A 20,917-nucleotide genomic window follows, 5' to 3' on the forward strand; every position below is an offset into this window, starting at 1 on the left:
ACCCGCACATCCGCATCCATCCGGCCGTACCTGAAGGACTCAGATGTCATGATCCTGACAAGAACGCGCCGACCGGCGCGCCGATTAACCACCAGGGCTCTCTTCTTCGTCCTCGTCTCGCTCCTCGCCACCCTCCCCGCCTTCGCCCTCGTCATCACGGCAGGCGGCAAGGCGCAAGCCCACGGCACCCCCATGAAGCCCGGCAGCCGTACCTTCCTGTGCTGGCAGGACGGCCTGACCAGCACCGGTGAGATCAAACCGGTCAACCCGGCCTGCAAGGCGGCCCAACAGGTCAGCGGTACCACGCCGTTCTACAACTGGTTCTCCGTGCTGCGCTCCGACGGCGCGGGCCGCACCCGCGGCTTCGTCCCGGACGGGCAGCTCTGCAGCGGCGGCAACCCCAACTTCACCGGGTTCAACCTCCCGCGCAGCGACTGGCCGCTGACCCATCTCACCTCGGGCGCGACCGTCGACTTCTCGTACAACGCCTGGGCGGCGCACCCGGGCTGGTTCCACGTCTACATCACCAAGGACGGCTTCGACCCGACCAAGCCCCTCACCTGGGACGACATGGAGGACAAACCCTTCCTCACCGTGGACCACCCGCCCCTGAACGGCACCCCGGGCACGGTCGAGGCCCACTACTCCTGGACGGGGCAGCTGCCCGCCGGCAAGTCGGGCCGCCACATCATCTACATGGTCTGGCAGCGCTCGGACAGCACGGAGACCTTCTACTCCTGCTCCGACGTCGTCTTCGACGGCGGCCACGGCGAGGTCACGGGCATCCACGACCCCGGCAACCCCACCGACCCGGTACCGGGCAAGTGCGAGGCCGTCCGCAGGACCACCAACAGCTGGAGCGGCGGCTACCAGTCCGAGGTGACCGTCACCAACACCGGAGACGTCCCGATGCTGGGCTGGATGGTCGACTGGACGCTGCCGGGCGGCCAGAAGGTCGACAGTCTGTGGAACGGCAACGCCACCTACAACGGCCAGGACGTGATGGTCCACAACGCCGACTGGAACGGTTCGCTGGATCCGGGGAAGAGCACGACCTTCGGATACGTCGTCACGGGCGACGGCGGTGATACGGCGACGAGCCTGCCCTGCCGCGTCGGCTGAAGGGCCGCTCGGGGCGGACCCGGTGGCGATGGGTCGGCCACCGGGTCCGCGAGCCGGTGCAGGCCGGGGGAGTACCTGCCCGGGTGGTGTCGGCTTGCGGTGAGACCGGAAATGCGAGGACAACGTTGTCGCATGGTCTGCACAAGAACCCTATCGCCTCAACCGGCAACAGTGTCAAACCAGTTGAGGCGACAGGGTCCCGACGCCGCTGCTCAGGCGAGCAGTTCGACCTCCGACATCACTGCCTCGCCGTCCAGGACCAACCGGTACTTCCCGTACGTCCCGGGAGACGTCACAGTGAACGCGCGTGTCTGCCGGTCCCAGGTGAAGGACTCGCCGGACCGCTTGTCGAGGGTCTGCCAGGTGGTGCCGTCGTCGTCCGACCCCTGAAGCGTCCAGCCGGTCGGTGCCTTCGTGTGGTCTGCGGACGAAGTCAGCGTGTACTGAAGGCCCTTGACCGGCCCGGAGACCGGGAGGTCGACGGAGGTCACCGTCGCATCCGTGGCCGAGGTGTTGTCGAACAGCGGCCCGTCGCCCTTCAGCACGTCCGCGCGCGGTGCCGGCACCTTGTCGTCCTGGGTGATCGACACGGGCGCCGCGTTCCTGCCCGTGCCCCACGAGGACGGCTTCGCGCTCATGTCGAACTCCAGGACCCCGCCCTTGGCGAGCAGCGAGTGGGGGAGCGAAGTCGAGTTCCACGCCTGCCCGTTGAAGCGCACGCCCTGGACGTAGATGTTCCTGCGGCTGTTCGCGGGTGCCTTGATCACCAGGTCATGGCCGTTCTCCAGATGCACGGTGGCCTTGGTGAACAGCGGGGAGCCGATGGTGTACTCGCCGCTGCCCATGACGAGCGGGTAGAAGCCGAGGGCCGAGAAGAGGTACCAGCCCGACTGCTCGCCGTTGTCCTCGTCGCCGTGGTAGCCCTGGCCGATCTCGCTGCCGGTGTAGAGCCGCGAGAGGATCTCGCGCACCTTCTCCTGCGTCTTCCACGGCTGTCCGGCCGCGTCGTACAGATAGGGGATGTGGTGGGCGGGCTGGTTGGACTGCCCGAGCATGCCCATCCGGGTGTCCCGGGCCTCGGTCATCTCGTGGATGACTCCGCCGTAGGAGCCGGCGAACTGCGGGTCGGCCGTCTCCGGGGTCGAGAAGAACCGGTCCAGCTTCTTGGCCAGCGCGCCCTTGCCGCCGTACAGGTTCGCCAGGCCCCGGGTGTCCTGCGGGACGGTGAAGGCGTAACCCCAGCCGTTGCTCTCGGTGTAGTCGTAGCCCCACACCCGTGGGTCGTACGTGGAGGCGTCGAGCCGCCAGTCGCCCCGGTCGTTCCGGCCCTGAAAGAAGTCGGCCGACTTGTCATAGAGGTTGACGTAGTCCTGAGCGCGGTTGAGGAAGTACTCGGACTCCTCCTTATACCGCTTCTCACCCGTCTTCTGGTAGAGAGCCTGGCCCATCCGGGCGATGCCGTAGTCGTTGTTGTAGCCGTCCATCGCCCATGAGAAGCCCTCGTTGGTGGAGGTCGTGGTGTAGCCGAGGAAGGGCGAGGTCGTCATGCCCTTGCGGCCCACGCCCGACATCGGCGGGACCACCGTCGCGTTCTTCACGGCCGCTTCGTACGCCGCCTTCGCGTCGAACTTCACGCCCTTGATGTACGCGTCCGCGAACGCCACGTCCGAGGAGGTGCCGGTCATCAGGTCCGCGTACCCGGGGGAGGACCAGCGCGAGGTCCAGCCGCCGTCCTTGTACTGCTGCACGAACCCGTCCACCATCTCGCCCGCCTGACCGGGGGTCAGCAGCGAGTACGCCGGCCAGGTCGTCCGGTAGGTGTCCCAGAAGCCGTTGTTGACGTACACCTTGCCGTCCACGATCTTCGCGCCGGTGTGGGTCGGTGTGTCCTGGCTGGGCATCGGCGAGAACGGCGAGGCGTACTGGTATGCCGAACCGACTTTCTCGAAGCCGGAGTCGGGGTACAGGTACAGCCGGTACATGGACGAGTACAGCGTGGTCAGCTGGTCCGGCGTCGCGCCCTCGACCTCGACCTTGCCGAGCAGGCGGTCCCAGATCCGCTGGGCGCGGTTCTTCACCGCGTCGAAGGACGTGCTGTCCGGGATCTCCTGACGGAGGTTGTCCTTGGCCTGGTCGATGCTGATGAGCGAGGTGGCGAGGCGGAGGGTGACCGTGTGGTCCTCGCCGGCGTCGAAGCGCAGATAGCCCTTGACCCCGCTCGACGAGCCGTCCGTCACCTTCTTGTCGAACACGCCGTACACGAACAGCCGGGTCGCGCCCGTCGACAGCCCGGACTTCACGTCCGAGTAGCCGGTGACGATCCCGTCGTCCTTGTCGAGGGTGAGCCCCGCCTGCTCCGTCACATTGTCGAAGACCACGCTCGCGTCGTCGCCGGGGTAGGTGAACCGGAGCGCCGCCGCATGGTCGGTCGGGGCCATCTCGGCCTTCAGCCCGTTCTCGAACCGCACCCCGTAGTAGTACGGCCGTGCGGTCTCGTTCTCGTGCCGGAAGGCCAGTTCACGGGCCTGACGACCGGTGTCCGGAGTGCCGGCGGCGACCGACGGCATCACCTGGAAGGTCTGCCGGTCGCCCATCCACGGGCTCGGCTCGTGACTGGCACTGAACGCCTGGATCGTCGGCAGGTTGTCGTCGTTGTTCGCACGTGCATAGTCGTACAGCCAGCTCAGCGAGGACGCGTTGGTCACCGGCGTCCAGAAGTTGAAGCCGTGCGGCAGGGCGGTCGCGGGGAGGTCGTTGCCGCGCGAGAAGCCGCCGCTGGAGTTCGTGCCGCGGGTGGTGAGCGCGTAGTCGGACAGATGGGCCTTCGGCGGCTCCGGCGCGACCGGCCTGATCGCGATGTCGTCCAGCCAGCCGCGGAACTTCGCCGGGCCGCTGGGGGAGTCGTAGGCCACCAGGATCCGGTCGACCGTCTTTCCGGCCGCGACCGACCCGATCTGCGAGGCCACGTTGTTCCACTGGTTGACGTAGAGGGCCTTCGAGGCGCCCTGGCCCTGCGGCGACAGCGTGAACCCGTGCTGGTCCCTCGCGCCGAGGTCGCTCAGATAGGTGCCGTCCGTGAAGGCGAGGTCCACCGACACGTTCGTGGCGTCGTAGTCGCGGTCCCCGTCCGCCATCGACGGGAAGATCCGGTACGACAGCCGGGTGTTCCGGCCGACGGCCACGTTCACGTCGAAGACCTTGTTGTACGAGTACGCCCGCCCGGCGGCGGTGTGCCGTCCGGCGTAACGCAGGGCTCTCTTTCCGGTGAACCCGGCGCCCGCCTTCGCGGTGGGCGAGCCGCTCGGGCCGCGGTCGACCAGCGAGAGCATGTCCTGCGGGACCGGGCCGCCGCTGCCGCCCGTGGAGAACTGCACATCGGCCAGCTGCAGGATGTCCGCGCCGTTGTTCTTCGTGATGTCGAGCCGGAAGTGCTGGTACTCGGCCGGCGCGGCGAGGTCGAACGACCTGGTCTGGAAGCGCTCGGAGAAGGACTCGCCGGAGCGGGTGTCGACGGTCTTCCAGTCCTTGCCGTCCGTGGAGCCCTGCAGGGTCCAGTCCCTCGGATCGCGCTCGGCGACGTCGTTGGCCGAGGTCAGCGCGTATGTCACCAGCTTGATCGGCTTGTCCAGGTCGAACTCGACCCAGCCGGTGGGCGCGAAGGTCAGCCACTTGGTGCCGGACTCGCCGTCGACGAGGTTCTCCTTCACCTCGCCGCCGTCCGTGTTCTCGGCGCTGGCGCGCACGTCCGTGACATGGTCGGTGACATTGCCCGGGATGCCGGTGCTGTAGCCGCCGTCGACACCGGAGGCCCGCTTGCTGCCGTCCGCCGCGGTGTCGACGGTGTTGAGCCAGTCCGGGGCCGGATCGCCCGCCTCGAAGGAGGAGGCGAACTCCCGGTCGGCCTTGGGCGGCGCGTCGGGCAGGGCGACCGCCGCCCCCTGCGAGCCCACCGCCATGACAAAGGCGGTCGTGATCACGACCGCCGGACCCCACCTGTGCCGAGCTCTGTGCCGCATACGCCAGCACCCTCCCTGTCTTTTTGGCTCGTTCACCTGCGGGGCGCTCCATGCCGGTGTCGAGGGCACGACCGTGCTCACCCCTTCGGGCCTCCGCGCTCCCCCACGCTCGAACTTCGCTCGCGCGGGAGGGGCCCCCATCTCCCTCGACACCGGTGCACCCCTTCGGCTCACTCGCATGCGCTCTGGACAACGTTGTCAACTGGCACGCGCAGAGACCAGTAGTGGGTCAAGTGCTCAGTGATGTCAAGGGTGTTGACTGTGGCATTCGGGGTGTATGTCGCGGATTTTTCCGGCAAGGCGGCCACAGGCGCCTCATATTTCCTGGAGGTCTCAACTCGGATAAGACCATTGGCCAACCTTGCATTCGATCTTGCTCCGTTGGCGGGAAGTGGACTATACCTGTCGGCGATTCACCCGATCCGTTCTTCACCATCCGCACTTCCTGCACGACCCTGCTGACCTGACCGCGGTGCCGGGAGGATCCGGTTCACCGCCTGAGTCCTGGAGAAGGCGAGGACTTGAGCATGGGATCCACTTCCGCCGAGAACACCGGCAACGCGGGTGTCGGCCGCCGCGATCTGATCAAGCGGTCCGCTGCGCTCGGACTGATCTCCGTACCCACGATGAGTTTCCTGTCGGCCTGCGCCAGCAGTGGCGGCGGGGGCAACGGGAGCAAGGCCAAGGCGGGCAAGAAGACCGCCAAGAACCCGCTGGGTGTGAACGACACCGCGGGCATGGAGTTCGTCCTGTTCGACGGCGGTTTCGGCAAGGAGTACGCCCAGGACGCCGTGAAGATCTACGAGCAGAACTTCCCCAAGGCGAAGGTGAAGTTCTCCGCCACCCAGAAGATCCAGTCCACTCTCCAGCCCCGTTTCAACCAGGGCACCCCGCCGGACCTCATCGACAACTCCGGCGCCGAGCAGATGGACATGGGCGTCCTGGTCGGCAAGAACCAGCTCGCCGACCTCACCCCGCTCCTCGACGCCCCCTCCTACGACGACCCGAACAAGAAGGTCCGCGACACGCTGCGCCCCGGCATCGTGGAGATGGGCCAGTTCGACGGCAACCCCGTCTGGATCATGTACTACGCCTACACGGTGTACGGCGTCTGGTACTCGCAGAAGGCGCTGGACTCGCTCGACGCGCAGTACCCGAAGACCTGGGACGAGATGCTCGCCGTGTGCGAGAAGGCCAAGAAGAAGGGCATGGCGGGCTGGACGTACGCGGGCAAATACCCGTACTACATCCCCTTCTCGCTCTACCCGATGATCGGCAAGGTCGGCGGCCGTGAGGTCCTCGACGCCATCGACAACCTCGAGCCGAACGCCTGGAAGCACCCGGCCGTCAAGGCGTGTTTCGACGCCTACTACGAGCTCTACAAGAAGGGCTACATCCTCCAGGGCACCCCCGGCCTCGACCACATCCAGTCGCAGACCGCCTGGGCCAAGGGCAAGGCGCTGTTCATCCCGAACGGCTCCTGGGTGGAGAACGAGTCGGCGAACGTCATCCCCGCCGATTTCAATCTGGCGGTCTCCGCGCCCACCGGCATCGACAGCTCCGACAAGATGCCCTTCGGCACCATCTGGGCCTCCGGCGGTGAGCCCTTCATCGTCCCGGCCAAGGCGGCGAACCCCGAGGGCGGCATGGAGCAGCTGCGCATCATGCTCAGCGAGGCCTCCTCGAAGAACTTCACCACCAAGGTCAAGTCGCTGACCGCGTTCAACGGCGGCACCACCGGGATCTCCCTGACCCCGGGTCTGAAGTCCGGTGTCGCGGCGCTGAAGCTGGCCGGGAACAATGTGCTCAATCCGCGGCTGCAGGACTGGTACGTCCAGTTGCAGAAGGAGCAGATCGGTGTGGCGGGCCTCGGCGAGATGATGGCCGGCCGTATCACCCCGGCCGAAGCCATCAAGAAGATCCAGGGCTTCGCCGACGCGGCCGCCAAGGACACGTCGATCAAGCACTACAAGCACCAGTGAGGGCCCGTCACCACCAGCAGCACAGGCAGCACCCGCCCAGAGATCGGGGTAGGTAGTAATGCAGCACGGCAAGTACCGGTTCATCGTGGGGTTTCTGGCGCTGCCCCTGGGGCTCTATGCGCTTTTCGTCGTCTGGCCGTTCATCCAGTCCATCTACTACTCGTTCACGGACTGGACCGGCCTGAGCCCCGAATTCAAGATGGTCGGCTTCGACAACTACAAAAGGATGCTCGACGACGAGATCTTCTGGAAGTCGTTGCAGCACAGCCTGCTGTTCGCGTTGGTGCTGCCGGTGGTGACGATCAGTCTGGCGTTGTTCTTCGCCTTCATGATCAATGTCGGCGGGCGGAGAAGGCGGGGCGGCCCGGTGATTTCCGGTGTCCGCGGTTCGTCCTTCTACAAAATCGTCTATTTCTTCCCGCAGGTGCTCTCGATCGCGATCGTCGCCCTGCTGTTCGCCTTCGCGTACAACCCGGACAGCGGCGCGATCAACTCCCTGCTGCGGGGAATCGGGCTCGACAGCGTTCAGCCGCTGTGGCTGGGTGATCCGAGCCTGGCCCTGTGGTGTGTGATGGCGGTGCTGGTCTGGTCCTCGGTCGGCTTCTTCGTGGTCCTCTTCTCCGCCGGTATGGCCTCCATTCCGGCGGACCTGTACGAGGCCGCGCTGCTGGACGGGGCGAGCCGCGTCAGCACGTTCTTCCGGATCACCCTGCCCCTGCTGTGGGACACCGTGCAGTCCGGCTGGGTCTACATGGGCATCCTCGCGCTGGGAGCCGAGTCGTTCGCGGTCGTACAGATCATGACGACCGGGCCCGGCGGTCCCGACTACTCGACCACCGTCATGGTCCTGTACGTGTACCAGAAGGCGTTCCGTGACGGACAGGCCGCCTACGCGACCACCATCGGCGTCGCCCTGCTCATCGTCACGCTGGCCTTCGCGGCGATCGTGATGCGGCTGGGCCGGCGCGAGCGGCTGGAGTACTGATCAGAGATGAAGACGACCGATACCCCCGCCTCCGTACCGGCCGAGTCCGGTGCCTCCGTCTCCAAGCTCGACGTCCCGTCCGAGGTGCCCGGCAAGGAGAAGAAAGAGGGCAACGTCCTCAACGTCTTCTCCCACGGGATGCTCGTCCTGTGGGCGTTCATGGTCGTCATGCCGCTGCTGTGGGCGGTGATGACGTCCTTCAAGGACGACAGCTCCATCTTCAGCTCGCCCTGGGCGCTGCCGGACAAGCTGCACTTCGACAACTGGGCGCGGGCCTGGACCGACGCCAACATGAGCGACTACTTCCTCAACACCATCCTGGTGGTGGGCGGTTCGCTCATCGGCACGCTGGTCCTCGGCTCGATGGCGGCGTATGTGCTCGCCCGCTTCGACTTCCCGGGCAACCGCTTCATCTACTACCTCTTCATCGGAGGCATGAGCTTCCCGATCATGCTGGCGCTGGTCCCGTTGTTCTACGTCGTGAACAACATGGGCCTGCTGAACACCATCCACGGCCTGATCCTGGTCTACATCGCCTACTCGCTGCCGTTCACGGTCTTCTTCCTGACGGCGTTCTTCCGCACCCTGCCGACCTCGGTCGCCGAGGCGGCCTTCGTCGACGGGGCCTCGCACAGCCGGACCTTCTTCCAGATCATGCTGCCGATGGCCAAGCCCGGTCTGATCAGCGTGGGGATCTTCAACTTCCTCGGGCAGTGGAACCAGTACATGCTGCCGACGGTGCTCAACACCGACCCGGACAAGCGCGTGCTCACCCAGGGCCTGGTGCAGCTGGCGGCCAGCCAGGGGTACAAGGGCGACTGGTCAGGGCTCTTCGCCGGCCTGGTGATGGCGATGCTGCCGGTGCTGGCGGCGTACATCGTCTTCCAGCGGCAGGTGGTGCAGGGGCTGACGGCGGGCGCGCTGAAGTAGCGCTCCCACGCCCGGCGTGCGCGCCGTTCCCCGGGACTCGGGGGAACGGCGCGCATGCGTCTGTGCGCATCCGTCCGGGTGTGTTCGACGGCCCGGAAACAGTTCAACCTCTTGACGGGAGGCGACCCGAACGGCTCAGCTTAGAGTTCACTAGTTGGACATAGACGGGGCCTCATCGAAGCGGTCCCGCGCGCAGGAGGTCGTCGTGGAGACTCCGGGGTCGCAGTCGTCACTGCACCGAGCCAACCTGGAGCGGGTCGTACGGGCCGTCCGGCTGGCCGGGTCACTCACGCAGGCGGAGATCGCGAGGACCACAGGGCTGTCCGCGGCAACGGTCTCCAACATCGTCCGCGAGCTCAAGGATGGCGGAACGGTCGAGGTCACGCCCACATCGGCGGGCGGCCGAAGAGCCCGCAGCGTCTCCCTCAGCGGTGACGCCGGGATCGTCATCGGCGTGGACTTCGGGCACACGCATTTGCGCGTCGCGGTCGGGAATCTCGCCCACCAGGTGCTGGCCGAGGAGTCCGAGCCGCTGGACGTGGACGCCTCCTCCGCGCAGGGCTTCGACCGGGCGGAAGAGCTGGTCAATCGCCTGATTGCAGCAACGGGTGTCGACCGGTCCAAAGTCGCGGGCGTGGGCCTCGGTGTGCCCGGTCCGATCGACGTCGAGTCCGGCACCCTCGGCTCGTCCGCGATCCTGCCCGGCTGGATCGGCACCAAGCCCGCAGAGGAGCTGCGAGGGCGGCTCGGCGTCCCCGTGCACGTGGACAACGACGCCAATCTCGGCGCCCTCGGCGAGCTGGTCTGGGGCAGTGGCCGGGGGGTCAGGGACCTGGCGTACATCAAGGTCGCGAGCGGTGTCGGCGCGGGTCTGGTGATCAACGGGAAGATCTACCGGGGTCCAGGCGGTACTGCGGGAGAAATCGGACATATTACACTCGATGAATCCGGCCCTGTCTGCCGCTGCGGTAACCGGGGATGCCTGGAAACCTTTGCGGCAGCGCGCTATGTGCTTCCGTTGCTCCAGTCGAGCCACGGCACCGACCTGACGATGGAAGGCGTCGTGCGGCTGGCCAGGGACGGAGACCCGGGCTGCCGTCGGGTGATCGCCGACGTCGGCCGTCACATCGGTTCTGGAGTCGCCAATCTCTGCAATCTGCTGAACCCGAGCCGGGTGGTCCTGGGCGGTGATCTCGCCGAGGCCGGTGAGCTGGTGCTCGGGCCCATCAGGGAGTCAGTCGGCCGCTATGCCATCCCCAGTGCGGCGCGCCAACTGTCCGTTCTCCCGGGGGCACTTGGGGGCCGTGCGGAGGTGCTCGGAGCGCTCGCTCTCGCACTCAGCGAGATGGGCGATTCGACCCTTTTGGACGGCACCTTGTCGACTGCGACACCTGCCTTCACTTAGAGAACGCATGACGCCGTTGCCATCTCGTTAAGTATTTACTTCTTGACGTCGCACGTGTGGCCGAGTTGACTTCCAGCCACCTCGGCCGCAGCGTTGCGGCCCTGTCAGGGAGGCACCCCCAAAATGAACGCAACGATGCGTAAGGTCGTGATCGGTACGACCGCGGTCTCGATGGCTCTCGCTGTGGCCGCCTGTGGTAAGGCCGGCGACAACAACAAGAAGTCCTCGGGCACCACCTCGGGCGGCAACACGTCGATCGGCCTGCTTCTTCCCGACAACACCCAGACCCGCTACGAGCAGTTCGACCGGCCGCTCTTCGAGGCCAAGGTGAAGGCCCTCTGCTCCGGTTGCTCGGTGCAGTACGCCAACGCCAACGCCGACGCGGCCAAGCAGGCGCAGCAGGTCAGCAGCATGATCACCAAGGGTGTCAAGGTCATCGTGATCAGCGCCCAGGACTCCGCGGCCATCAAGTCCTCCATCCAGACCGCGGTGAACAAGGGCATCAAGGTCGTCGCGTACGACCGTCTCGCGCAGGGCCCGGTCTCCGCGTACATCTCCTTCGACAACGTCAAGGTCGGCGAGCTGCAGGGCCAGGCGCTGCTCACCTCGCTGGGCTCGAAGGCGACCAAGAGCTCCAAGGTCGTCATGATCAACGGTGACGACGCCGACCCGAACGCCGCGCAGTTCAAGAAGGGCGCACACCAGGCCCTCGACGGCAAGGTCGACATCGCCTACGAGCAGTCCGGTCTGTGGAAGGACACCGTGGCCGCCCAGAAGATGTCCGCGGCCATCACCCAGCTCGGTGCCAAGAACATCGCGGGTGTCTACTCCGCCAACGACAGCATGGCCGGTGGTATCGCCAACACCCTCAAGGGCGCAGGCATCTCCGGTATCCCGCTGACCGGTCAGGACGCGGAACTCGCCGCCATCCAGCGGATCCTCGCGGGCACCCAGTCGAGCACCGTCTACAAGGCCTACAAGCCGGAGGCCGAGGGTGCCGCGACGCTCGCGGTCGACCTGGCCCAGGGCAAGAGCATCACCTCCCTCGCCACCACGACCCTGACCAGCGGCTCCGGCGACAAGGTGCCCTCGCAGCTGCTGACCCCGGTCTCGGTCACCAAGGCCAACATCAAGGACACGGTCGTCAAGGACGGTCTGTACACCGTCCAGCAGATCTGCACCCCCGCCTACGCCAAGGCCTGCAAGGCCGCGGGCCTCGAGTAGTCGAGCACCCGAGTGACTGCCCGGACCCCTGGGCGGTCACCGCGGCCGCGACCGCCCTGTGGTGGTCCCGCGAAGCCTGTCCGGCGTCCGCCCCGGCTTTCAATACCCCGCTACCGGGACGGGCGCCGGACGGAACCGTTGCCAAGGGCAGCGGATTCGCGCATGTTCATCCTGTAAACCTCGTGCGTCCTCGCACACCTCTCCGCGCACTACCCCAAGCGCGGCATCCCCGCCGGTCAGGCGGCGAAGGAGATGGTTCACGTGTCCGCTACGCCCGTGCTGGCGTTGCGCGGAGTCTCCAAGCGATTCGGTGCGGTCCAGGCCCTCACCGATGTCGAACTGGAGGTCCACGCCGGAGAAGTCGTCGCCCTGGTCGGCGACAACGGCGCAGGGAAGTCGACCCTGGTCAAGACGATCGCCGGAGTCCACCCCATCGATGACGGCGTCATCGAGTGGGAGGGCCGGCCGGTCAGCATCAACAAGCCGCACGACGCCCAGGGACTCGGCGTCGCGACCGTCTACCAGGACCTCGCCCTGTGCGACAACCTTGACGTGGTCGGCAACCTCTACCTCGGACGCGAGCTGCTGCACCGCGGCGTCATCGACGAGGTGTCGATGGAGAAGAAGGCCCGCGAGCTGCTGAGCACGCTCTCCATCCGGATCCCGAGCGTGCGCATCCCGATCGCGAGCCTCTCCGGCGGTCAGCGCCAGGTCGTCGCCATCGCCCGTGCCCTGATCGGTGAGCCCAAGGTCGTCATCCTCGACGAGCCCACCGCCGCCCTCGGCGTCGAGCAGACCGCCCAGGTCCTCGACCTCGTGGAGCGGCTGCGCGAGCAGAACCTCGCCGTCATCCTCATCAGCCACAACATGGCCGACGTGAAGGCCGTCGCGGACACCGTCGCCGTCCTTCGCCTGGGCAGGAACAACGGTTCCTTCCCCGTGAAGGACACCAGTCACGAAGAGATCATCGCCGCGATCACCGGAGCCACGGAAAACGCCGTGACCCGTCGTGCGGGGCGTCGCAGCACGGAGGCGGCACAGTGAGCGACACGTCCAAGGTTTCCAAGACGGACAGCGCGCCGGAACAGCAGGAGACCGCGACCCCGGCCGACGACCCGACAGCCGCTCCGGTCGCCGTCGTCGACCCGCGGCTGCTGGTCCGCGAAGAGGGCTTCAAGGGCTACCTCACCGAGTTCAAGCGCAAGGTGAAGGGCGGCGAGCTGGGCTCGCTGCCGGTCGTCATCGGTCTGATCATCATCTGGACGATCTTCCAGCTGAAGAACGACCGCTTCCTGAGCGCCGACAACCTCTCCAACATCAGTTACTACCTGTCGGCCACCGGCATGCTCGCCATCGGCCTGGTGTTCGTGCTGCTGCTCGGCGAGATCGACCTGTCCGTCGGCTCGGTCAGCGGTCTGGCCTCGACGATCTTCGCCGTGTTCGTGGTCGAGCACGGGATGAACGACTGGCTCGCGCTGGTCCTGACGATCCTGACCGGGATCGGCATCGGTGCACTGCACGGGTTCTTCTTCGCGAGAATCGGCGTGCCCGCCTTCGTGGTGACACTCGCCGGCTTCCTCGGCTGGAACGGTCTGATGCTGTGGCTGCTGGGCTCCAGCGGCACCATCAACATCCCGGCCGACACCGGCCCGGTGCACCTCTTCGGCCAGAACTCCTTCTTCATGGACCAGGCCATCGTCGGCGCCTATCTGCTGGCCGGCCTGGGTGTCGTACTGGCGCTCGTGGGTCAGTTCAACGAGCAGCGCCGCCGCCGGGCGGCCGGTGTGCCCTTCCGTCCCACCAGCGAGATCCTGGTGCGGGTGGCTCTGCTCGCCGTGGCCTCCTTCGTGGCCGCGGCTGTGCTGAACAACGCCGCCGGTGTCTCCAACGCCCTGGTGATCTTCCTCGCCTGCCTCGTGGTCGTCGACTTCGTGCTCAGGCGCACCACCTTCGGCCGCAAGGTCTTCGCGGTCGGCGGTGGCATCGAGGCGGCCCGCCGTGCCGGTATCAGCGTGCCGATGGTCCGGATCACCGTGTTCGCCATCTCCGGCATGTTCGCGGCGATCGGCGGCATGTTCTTCGCCGGCCAGACCGCGAGCGCGACGCTGACCGCCGGTGGCGGCAACACCCTGATGCTCGCCATCGCGGCGGCCGTCATCGGTGGTACGTCGCTGTTCGGCGGGCGGGGTTCGGTGTGGTCCGCGCTGCTGGGCATGCTGGTCATCCAGTCGATCCAGACCGGGCTTGACCTGCTGAACATGAACACGTCGATCCAGTACATGATCACGGGTGCGGTTCTGCTCGGTGCGGTGGTTATTGACTCCGTCAGCCGTAGGAGCCAGAAGGCTGCGGGACGCGCATAACGCTCCGCGGGAGCGCCGTGGGGGTGCGGTGGTATTGCGGGTGCCGATCCATTGTGGCTGGTCGCGCAGTTCCCCGCGCCCCCTGAGGGGGCCGCAGGCGGCCCCTCTTGTCGGCGGGTGTGGCTGGTCGCGCCCGCGCGGCGGTAGCCGCACATCGATACAGCCCCGCGCCCCTGGGGCGCCTGCGGCGCCCTGCGCCCCGCGCCCCTGGAGGGGCGCCTTGCGGCGCCCTCCCCCCATACCTGTGCCCGGTGCCAACGGCGGTGCCGGGCACAGTCATGTCATAGGCCCGGCCGATCTTGGGTACAGCCGATCGCGTGACCTATGACGCACTGCCCGGGCGTCGGGCGTACGGGCGGAACATTAGACTCGACGAGCCCGGCAACAGCTCTACTGCAAGGAGGCACGGGTGCCGCTGCTGACCCGCATCAGGGGACCGCGCGATCTGGACCGGCTCAGCCTGGAGCAGCTGGACCAGCTGGCAGAGGAGATCCGGACCTTCCTCGTCGATGCCGTCTCCAAGACCGGCGGCCACCTCGGCCCCAACCTGGGCGTCGTCGAGCTCACCATCGCCCTGCACCGCGTCTTCGACTCCCCGAAGGACAAGGTGCTGTGGGACACGGGCCACCAGTCCTATGTGCACAAACTGCTCACCGGCCGCCAGGACTTCGCGAAGCTCAAGCAGAAGGGCGGCCTGTCCGGCTACCCCTCGCAGGCCGAGTCCGAGCACGACGTCATCGAGAACAGCCACGCCTCCACGGTGCTCGGCTGGGCCGACGGCCTCGCCAAGGCCAACCAGATCCTGGAGCGCGACGACCACGTGGTCGCCGTGATCGGTGACGGCGCCCTGACCGGCGGCATGGCCTGGGAGGCCCTCAACAACATCGCCGACGCCAAGGACCGCCCCCTCGTCATCGTCGTCAACGACAACGAGCGCTCGTACGCCCCGACCATCGGCGGCCTCGCCAATCACCTCGCGACTCTTCGTACGACCGACGGGTACGAGCGGTTCCTGGCCCGCGGCAAGGACCTGCTGGAGCGCACGCCCGTCGTCGGCAAGCCGCTCTACGAGACGCTGCACGGCGCGAAGAAGGGCCTCAAGGACTTCATCGCACCGCAGGGCATGTTCGAGGACCTCGGTCTGAAGTACGTCGGTCCCATCGACGGTCACGACATCGAGGCGCTGGAGTCGGCCCTCGCACGGGCCAAGCGGTTCGGCGGCCCGGTGATCGTGCACTGCCTCACCGAGAAGGGCCGCGGCTACCAGCCCGCCCTCCAGGACGAGGCCGACCGCTTCCACGGCATCGGCCCGATCCACCCCGACACCGGCCTGCCCATCAAGGCATCCGGTGCCGACTGGACGTCCGTCTTCGGCGACGAGATGGTCCGGCTCGGCCGGGAGCGCAAGGACATCGTCGCCATCACCGCGGCGATGCTGCAGCCGGTCGGCCTGAAGAAGTTCGCGGACGCCTTCCCGAAGCGGATCTACGACGTCGGCATCGCCGAGCAGCACGCCGCCGTCTCCGCGGCGGGCCTCGCCACCGGCGGACTGCACCCCGTCTTCGCCGTCTACGCGACCTTCCTGAACCGGGCCTTCGACCAGGTCCTGATGGACGTCGCGCTGCACAAGTGCGGGGTCACCTTCGTCCTGGACCGGGCCGGCATCACCGGCACCGACGGGCCCTCCCACAACGGCATGTGGGACATGTCGATCCTGCAGGTCGTGCCGGGGCTCAGGCTCGCCGCGCCGCGCGACGCCGACCAGGTGCGCGCCCAGCTGCGGGAGGCCGTCGAGGTCAAGGACGCGCCGACGGTGGTGCGCTTCTCCAAGGGTGCCGTCGGCCCCGCCGTACCCGCCGCGGGACGGGTGGGCGGCATGGACGTGCTGCGCGAGCCCGGCACGGACACCCCGGACGTGCTGCTCGTCTCCGTGGGCGCCCTGGCCCCGATGTGCCTGGAGATCGCCTCCCTGCTCGACAAGCAGGGCATCTCCACCACCGTCGTCGACCCGCGCTGGGTCAAGCCCGTCGACGAGGCCATGGCCCCGCTCGCCGAGCGGCACCGCGTGGTCGTCACCGTCGAGGACAACTCCCGTGTCGGCGGCGTCGGTTCGTCGATCGCGCAGGCGCTGCGGGACGCGGGCGTGGACGTGCCGCTGCGCGACTTCGGCATCCCGCCGCGCTTCCTCGACCACGCCTCCCGCGCCGAGGTCATGACGGAGATCGGGCTCACCGCCCCCGACATCGCCCGCCAGGTCACCGGTCTTGTCTCCAAGCTCGACGGCCGGTTCGACCGTGAGGCGGCCGAGGTCGACTCGGTGGAGCCCGCGCGCGACTGACCCGACACGCCGGATGGGCCGCTTCCGCCACCGCCCAGGGTGGTGAAAGCGGCCCATCTGCGTGAATCCGCCCGCGCCGGGGCATACGCAGTACGCCCCCTCTCGATCATGTCGAGGACGACGAAGCGTGGGAGGTCAGCCCGTGAGCAGCACCCTCTTTAGGACGAAGAAGGTCGAGCAGTCCATCCTCGATACCGAGGAACCAGAGCACGCGCTCAAGAAATCCCTCTCCGCGCTCGATCTGACGGTCTTCGGCGTCGGCGTCATCATCGGCACCGGCATCTTCGTCCTCACCGGCACGGTGGCCAAGAACAACGCCGGCCCGGCCGTCGCCCTGGCCTTCGTCGCGGCCGGCGTCGCCTGCGGCCTCGCCGCGCTCTGCTACGCCGAGTTCGCCTCCACGGTCCCGGTGGCCGGCTCGGCGTACACCTTCTCGTACGCCTCCCTGGGCGAACTGCCCGCCTGGATCATCGGCTGGGACCTGGTCCTGGAGTTCGCGCTCGGTACGGCGGTGGTGGCCGTCGGCTGGTCCGGGTACATCGCCTCGCTCCTGGACAACGCCGGCGTGCATCTGCCCGAGAGGCTGAGCGGCAGGGAGGGGGCGCACGGCTTCGGCTTCGACATCCTCGCCGCCGCCCTGGTCCTGGTGCTGACCGCGATCCTCGTGGTGGGCACGAAGCTCTCCGCGCGGGTCACCTCCGTCGTCGTCGCCATCAAGGTGACCGTCGTGCTGACCGTGATCGTCGCGGGCCTCTTCTTCGTCAAGGGCGACAACTACAAGCCGTTCATCCCGAAGTCGCAGACCGTGGAGGCGGGCGGCAGCCTCAAGGCCCCGCTCATCCAGCTGATGTTCGGCTGGGCGCCCTCCAACTTCGGAGTGATGGGCATCTTCACCGCCGCGTCCGTCGTCTTCTTCGCGTTCATCGGCTTCGACGTCGTCGCCACGGCCGCCGAGGAGACCAGGAACCCGCAGCGGGACATGCCGCGCGGCATCCTCGGCTCGCTCGTCATCTGCACGGTGCTGTATGTCGCCGTGTCGATCGTCGTCACCGGGATGGAGCACTACACCAAGCTGTCGGTGAGCGCCCCGCTCGCCGACGCCTTCAAGGCCACCGGGCACCCCTGGTTCGCGGGCTTCATCAGCTTCGGCGCCGCCGTCGGCCTGACCACGGTCTGCATGATCCTGCTGCTCGGCCAGACCCGGGTCTTCTTCGCGATGAGCCGCGACGGCCTGCTGCCCACCTTCTTCTCGCACGTCCACCCGCGGTTCAGGACCCCGCACCGGCCGACCATCCTGCTCGGCGTGATCATCGCGATCGTCGCCGGCTTCACCAGCCTCAGCGAACTCGCGGAACTGGTGAACATCGGCACGCTCTTCGCCTTCGTCGTCGTCGCGATCGGCGTGATCATCCTCCGCAACACCCGCCCCGACCTGCACCGGGCCTTCCGCACCCCGTGGGTCCCGGTCATCCCGGTCCTGTCGGTGTGCGCCTCGCTGTGGCTGATGCTGAACCTGCCGGCCGAGACCTGGCTCCGGTTCGCCATCTGGATGGTGATCGGCTTCGTCGTGTACTTCCTCTACGGCCGCTCCCACAGCCGTCTGGCACGCGGCGAGCAGGCGGTGTCGGCGAGGTCCTGAGGCCGCCGGGCCGGGAGGGGGCGGTCAACTCCGTCGTCACGCAGGCCTGACGGTACGGGGTCCCGAGACCTCCGCCCCCAACTCCCGTACCCTGCGCCGCAGTTCCCGGTCCGCGGTCACCACCAGGACCGGGCGGCCCACGGCCCCGGCGACCAGGTCGACCATGCGGTCGTCCCCGCTGCCCGGCGCCGACTCCACCCGGACGCCGGGCACCGTCTCCACCCCGCGCGCCGCTCCCTCCACCACGAGGACGATCTCCACGGGACCGGAGCGGCCGGGGAGGCCGTCGGCCGCGAGCCGGTCGCGGAGGCGTTCCGCGGCCCCCCGCCGGTCACGCCACCAGCCGTCGGGCACCGACCCGACGACGTTCGCGGCGTCGACGATCACGAGCAGGGGGTCGCTGTCAGCCATGCGGCAAGGTTCGCACAGCGGCCGCTGCCCGCCGCTCAGTCCACCGGCTTCTCGTCGAAGCTGGCGAAGTACGCGGCGGCCATGTCCTCGTCGCCGTGTCCCTGCGTGGCGGCGCGCTCCATGCGTTCGGCGGTCGCGGCGGCGACGTCCAGACGGACGCCGTTCTCCCGCCCGGCCTCGACGATCAGCCGGGCGTCCTTGGCGGCCGTGGCCACCGCGAACTGGGGCGGGGACAACTTGTTGTCGAGGACCAGCCCCGCCTTGACCTTGAGGTAGCCCATGTCCAGCGGGCCGCCCGCGATCAGGTCGAAGAAGTTCTGCGGGTCGACGTCCAGGGCCTGGGACAGGGCGAGCACCTCGCCCGTCGCCGCGGTCGCCGCGAGGACCCAGCTGTTGGCGACCAGCTTCAGCCGGGTCGCGCTGCCGGCGTCCTCCCCGGTCCACATGGTGCGGGCACCGACCGCGTCGAACACCGGCTCCACCACCCCCCGGCCCTCGGCGGGCCCGGCGGCCAGCACGGTCAGCTGCCCGGCCTCCGCGGGCTGCCGGGTCCCGAGCACCGGGGCGTCGTAGAAGACGAGGCCGTGCTCGTCGGCGAACGCGGCCAGTCGGGTGAGCGCCTCGATGCCGGCCGTGGTCGACTGCACCCAGGCGGCGCCGCGGCGCAGCGCGGGGGCCGCCTGGCGCATGACGTCCAGGGTGGCGGGACCGTCGTAGAGCATGGTCAGGACGACATCGGCGCCCTGGACGGCCTCGGCGGGCGTGTCGGCGATGTGCGCTCCGTCGGCGGCGAGCGGCTCGGCCTTGGCGCGGGTGCGGTTCCAGGCGCGGACCAAGTGACCGGCGCGGGCGAGGTTGCGGGCCATGGCGGCGCCCATGATGCCGGTGCCGAGGACGCTCACGGTGAGCTGGTCGGTCATGAGATCGGCTTCCTTCTCACTGGTGCTGTGGTTGCTCAGGAACAGCCTGCCCGCTCGGCGCCCGGCCGCACGTACGAGGACGCAGGGGCCGGGCCGCGTCCCGCGTGTCGCCCCGCTTAGAGTGAAGCGGTGAACGGCGACTGGCTCCTACGCGGCCGCGACGGCCGGCTCAGTGTCTACCTCCCCACCGACGACGCCCTGCTGTGCCGGGCGGAGCGCTCACCCGGCGGCCCCTGGACGGCCCCGCACCGGGTCGGCGGCGAGCAGATCCTGCACCCGTCACCCGCGGTCGGACAGGGCAGCGACTCGTACGCCCATCTGGTCTCCTGGCGGCCCACCGTGTCCGGCGAGGCGGGCCTCGTGCACTCCACCCACTTCCGGCCCCGGCTCGCCGCCCTCGACTGGGCTCCGCTCGGGCACCCGGACAAGAAGGGGTCCCGCACCGGCCCGCCCGCCGTCGCCGTCGACGCCGAGGGGCGCGCCCATGTCTTCGTCCGCAACAACGGCGGCGGGGTGAGCATGGTCGCACAGAAGGAGAAGGGCGGCTGGGAACCCTGGCGGGATCTCAAAGGGCGCGACGTACAAGGGGAGTTGGCGGCGGTGACGGGGGAGTCGGGGCGCGTCGAGGTGTACGCGGCCGCCCCCGGCGGCATCCTGCACTGGCGGCAGGAGGAGGCGGGAGCCCAGCCGTCCCTGGAGGAGGCGCTGGAGGCGCAGGTCCGCCCGGACACCCTGCGTGCGCTGGCCACCTCCCCGGACGGTACGACCCTCTTCTACACCGACGAGTCGGGTGACCTGTGCGCCTGGCGCCCCGGCGCCAAACCCGTCACCCTGCTGCCCTCGGCAGGACCCGGACCCGTCTCCGCGGTGCGCTGCGAACTCGACGGCCACGACTGCACCTTGCTCGCCCAGCGCTCGGCGAGCGGCCGGGTCGCCTTCGCCGCGTACCCGACCGAGCAGGAGGCGGCCGGCGCCTGGTGGGCCGAGTCGGGCCCGGCCCTGCCCGCGGACGCCACGGTGTCCCTCGCGGTGGACGAGGACGGTCGCGTGGTGGCGGCAACGTTGTCCCCGTCCACCGGACAGCTGCTGCTCACCCGCCGCAAGGACGAGCCGGGACTGGCGCTGGAGGCCTGGCGGGAGGTGTGATCGCCGCTGCCCCGAGGCCGCCGGGGCCGGCATGCGCCATGATGGCCGCCGTGGACACCGAGACACTCATCGACGCCTGGCGGCGTCTCCTCAGCGGCTCCGGAAAGTCATGGGTGCTGTTCGAGCATGGCACCTGCGTGGTGATCGACGAGCCCACCGGAGAACTCGCCGAGCGGGCCACCGAGACTCTGCGGGAGTTCGGACCTGTGCAGGTGGCGACCTCGGCCGGCGACTTCCGGGTGCTCGAACTCAAGAACGGCGAAGGGTGGTTGGTGACCGGCCACCACCCGGATGTCGTCACATTCGTCGCCCTCGACGAGCCCGCCGACCCCTCGCACCTCGCCGTCGGTATCCACGGGCGCTCCAAACGCGACCAGGACGGCACCGAGTTGCATGTCATCCATGTCGAGGACAACGGCCCGGCAGCGGAATGAAA

Annotated in this window: 15 protein-coding genes; 12 read left to right on the forward strand and 3 right to left on the reverse strand. The window is 68.3% G+C overall.

The features are described 5' to 3' along the window. The first annotated feature begins 48 nt into the window (after nt 1–48). On the forward strand, nt 49–1,122 hold the full coding sequence (locus ABD355_RS20000) for a lytic polysaccharide monooxygenase auxiliary activity family 9 protein (protein ID WP_344401835.1): 1,074 nt from the start codon (nt 49–51) through the stop codon (nt 1,120–1,122). Nucleotides 1,123–1,334: 212 nt separating this feature from the next. On the opposite strand, the gene ABD355_RS20005 is transcribed toward ABD355_RS20000, so the two are convergent. After that, nucleotides 1,335–5,138, reverse strand: a complete 3,804-nt coding sequence (locus tag ABD355_RS20005) for a GH92 family glycosyl hydrolase (RefSeq protein WP_425585774.1) — start codon at nt 5,136–5,138, stop codon at nt 1,335–1,337. Between the two features lie 527 nt (nt 5,139–5,665). Between ABD355_RS20005 and ngcE the strand changes: the two genes are divergently transcribed. The 9 genes from ngcE to ABD355_RS20050 all read left to right on the forward strand — a co-directional run bounded on the left by ngcE (nt 5,666) and on the right by ABD355_RS20050 (nt 18,004). Beyond that, nucleotides 5,666–7,120 (forward strand): N-acetylglucosamine/diacetylchitobiose ABC transporter substrate-binding protein, encoded by a 1,455-nt coding sequence (gene ngcE / locus ABD355_RS20010; RefSeq protein ID WP_344401836.1) that lies wholly within the window; start codon nt 5,666–5,668, stop codon nt 7,118–7,120. Nucleotides 7,121–7,178: 58 nt separating this feature from the next. Further along, nucleotides 7,179–8,105: a carbohydrate ABC transporter permease gene (locus ABD355_RS20015; protein WP_344401837.1), complete on the forward strand. Its 927-nt coding sequence runs from the start codon at nt 7,179–7,181 to the stop codon at nt 8,103–8,105. Nucleotides 8,106–8,111: 6 nt separating this feature from the next. Beyond that, nucleotides 8,112–9,035, forward strand: coding sequence for a carbohydrate ABC transporter permease (locus ABD355_RS20020; protein ID WP_344401838.1), 924 nt, complete (start codon nt 8,112–8,114; stop codon nt 9,033–9,035). Between the two features lie 205 nt (nt 9,036–9,240). Next, nucleotides 9,241–10,440: an ROK family transcriptional regulator gene (locus ABD355_RS20025; RefSeq protein WP_344401839.1), complete on the forward strand. Its 1,200-nt coding sequence runs from the start codon at nt 9,241–9,243 to the stop codon at nt 10,438–10,440. Between the two features lie 123 nt (nt 10,441–10,563). Next, nucleotides 10,564–11,664: a sugar ABC transporter substrate-binding protein gene (locus tag ABD355_RS20030; protein WP_344401841.1), complete on the forward strand. Its 1,101-nt coding sequence runs from the start codon at nt 10,564–10,566 to the stop codon at nt 11,662–11,664. Nucleotides 11,665–11,916: 252 nt separating this feature from the next. Beyond that, complete coding sequence (locus ABD355_RS20035) at nt 11,917–12,708, forward strand: ATP-binding cassette domain-containing protein (RefSeq protein ID WP_344401842.1); 792 nt, start codon at nt 11,917–11,919, stop codon at nt 12,706–12,708. Further along, nucleotides 12,705–14,027, forward strand: a complete 1,323-nt coding sequence (locus tag ABD355_RS20040; RefSeq protein WP_344401843.1) for a sugar ABC transporter permease — start codon at nt 12,705–12,707, stop codon at nt 14,025–14,027. The genes ABD355_RS20035 and ABD355_RS20040 overlap by 4 nt, the downstream gene beginning before the upstream one ends. 409 nt (nt 14,028–14,436) lie before the next feature. Further along, nucleotides 14,437–16,365 carry a 1-deoxy-D-xylulose-5-phosphate synthase gene (dxs, locus tag ABD355_RS20045; protein WP_344401844.1) on the forward strand — a complete coding sequence of 643 codons (1,929 nt, stop codon included), beginning with the start codon at nt 14,437–14,439 and terminating at the stop codon, nt 16,363–16,365. A gap of 142 nt (nt 16,366–16,507) precedes the next feature. After that, on the forward strand, nt 16,508–18,004 hold the full coding sequence (locus ABD355_RS20050) for an amino acid permease (protein WP_344401845.1): 1,497 nt from the start codon (nt 16,508–16,510) through the stop codon (nt 18,002–18,004). 36 nt (nt 18,005–18,040) lie between these two features. On the opposite strand, the gene ABD355_RS20055 is transcribed toward ABD355_RS20050, so the two are convergent. Then, the gene (locus ABD355_RS20055) at nt 18,041–18,415 is read right to left on the reverse strand and encodes an NTP pyrophosphohydrolase (RefSeq protein WP_344401846.1); all 375 of its coding nucleotides are present in this window, start codon (nt 18,413–18,415) and stop codon (nt 18,041–18,043) included. 35 nt (nt 18,416–18,450) lie between these two features. Then, entirely contained in the window at nt 18,451–19,335 is an 885-nt protein-coding gene (locus ABD355_RS20060; RefSeq protein WP_344401847.1) for an NAD(P)-dependent oxidoreductase, read from the reverse strand. Between the two features lie 129 nt (nt 19,336–19,464). Between ABD355_RS20060 and ABD355_RS20065 the strand changes: the two genes are divergently transcribed. Together ABD355_RS20065 and ABD355_RS20070 are read left to right on the forward strand one after the other, a co-directional pair. Beyond that, nucleotides 19,465–20,481, forward strand: a complete 1,017-nt coding sequence (locus ABD355_RS20065) for a DUF8189 domain-containing protein (protein ID WP_344401848.1) — start codon at nt 19,465–19,467, stop codon at nt 20,479–20,481. 41 nt (nt 20,482–20,522) lie between these two features. Then, the gene (locus tag ABD355_RS20070; protein WP_344402064.1) at nt 20,523–20,915 is read left to right on the forward strand and encodes a hypothetical protein; all 393 of its coding nucleotides are present in this window, start codon (nt 20,523–20,525) and stop codon (nt 20,913–20,915) included. Nucleotides 20,916–20,917 lie beyond the last annotated feature (2 nt).

The sequence above is a fragment of the Streptomyces longisporus genome (assembly GCF_039532765.1).
Classification (GTDB): Bacteria; Actinomycetota; Actinomycetes; order Streptomycetales; family Streptomycetaceae; genus Streptomyces; species Streptomyces longisporus.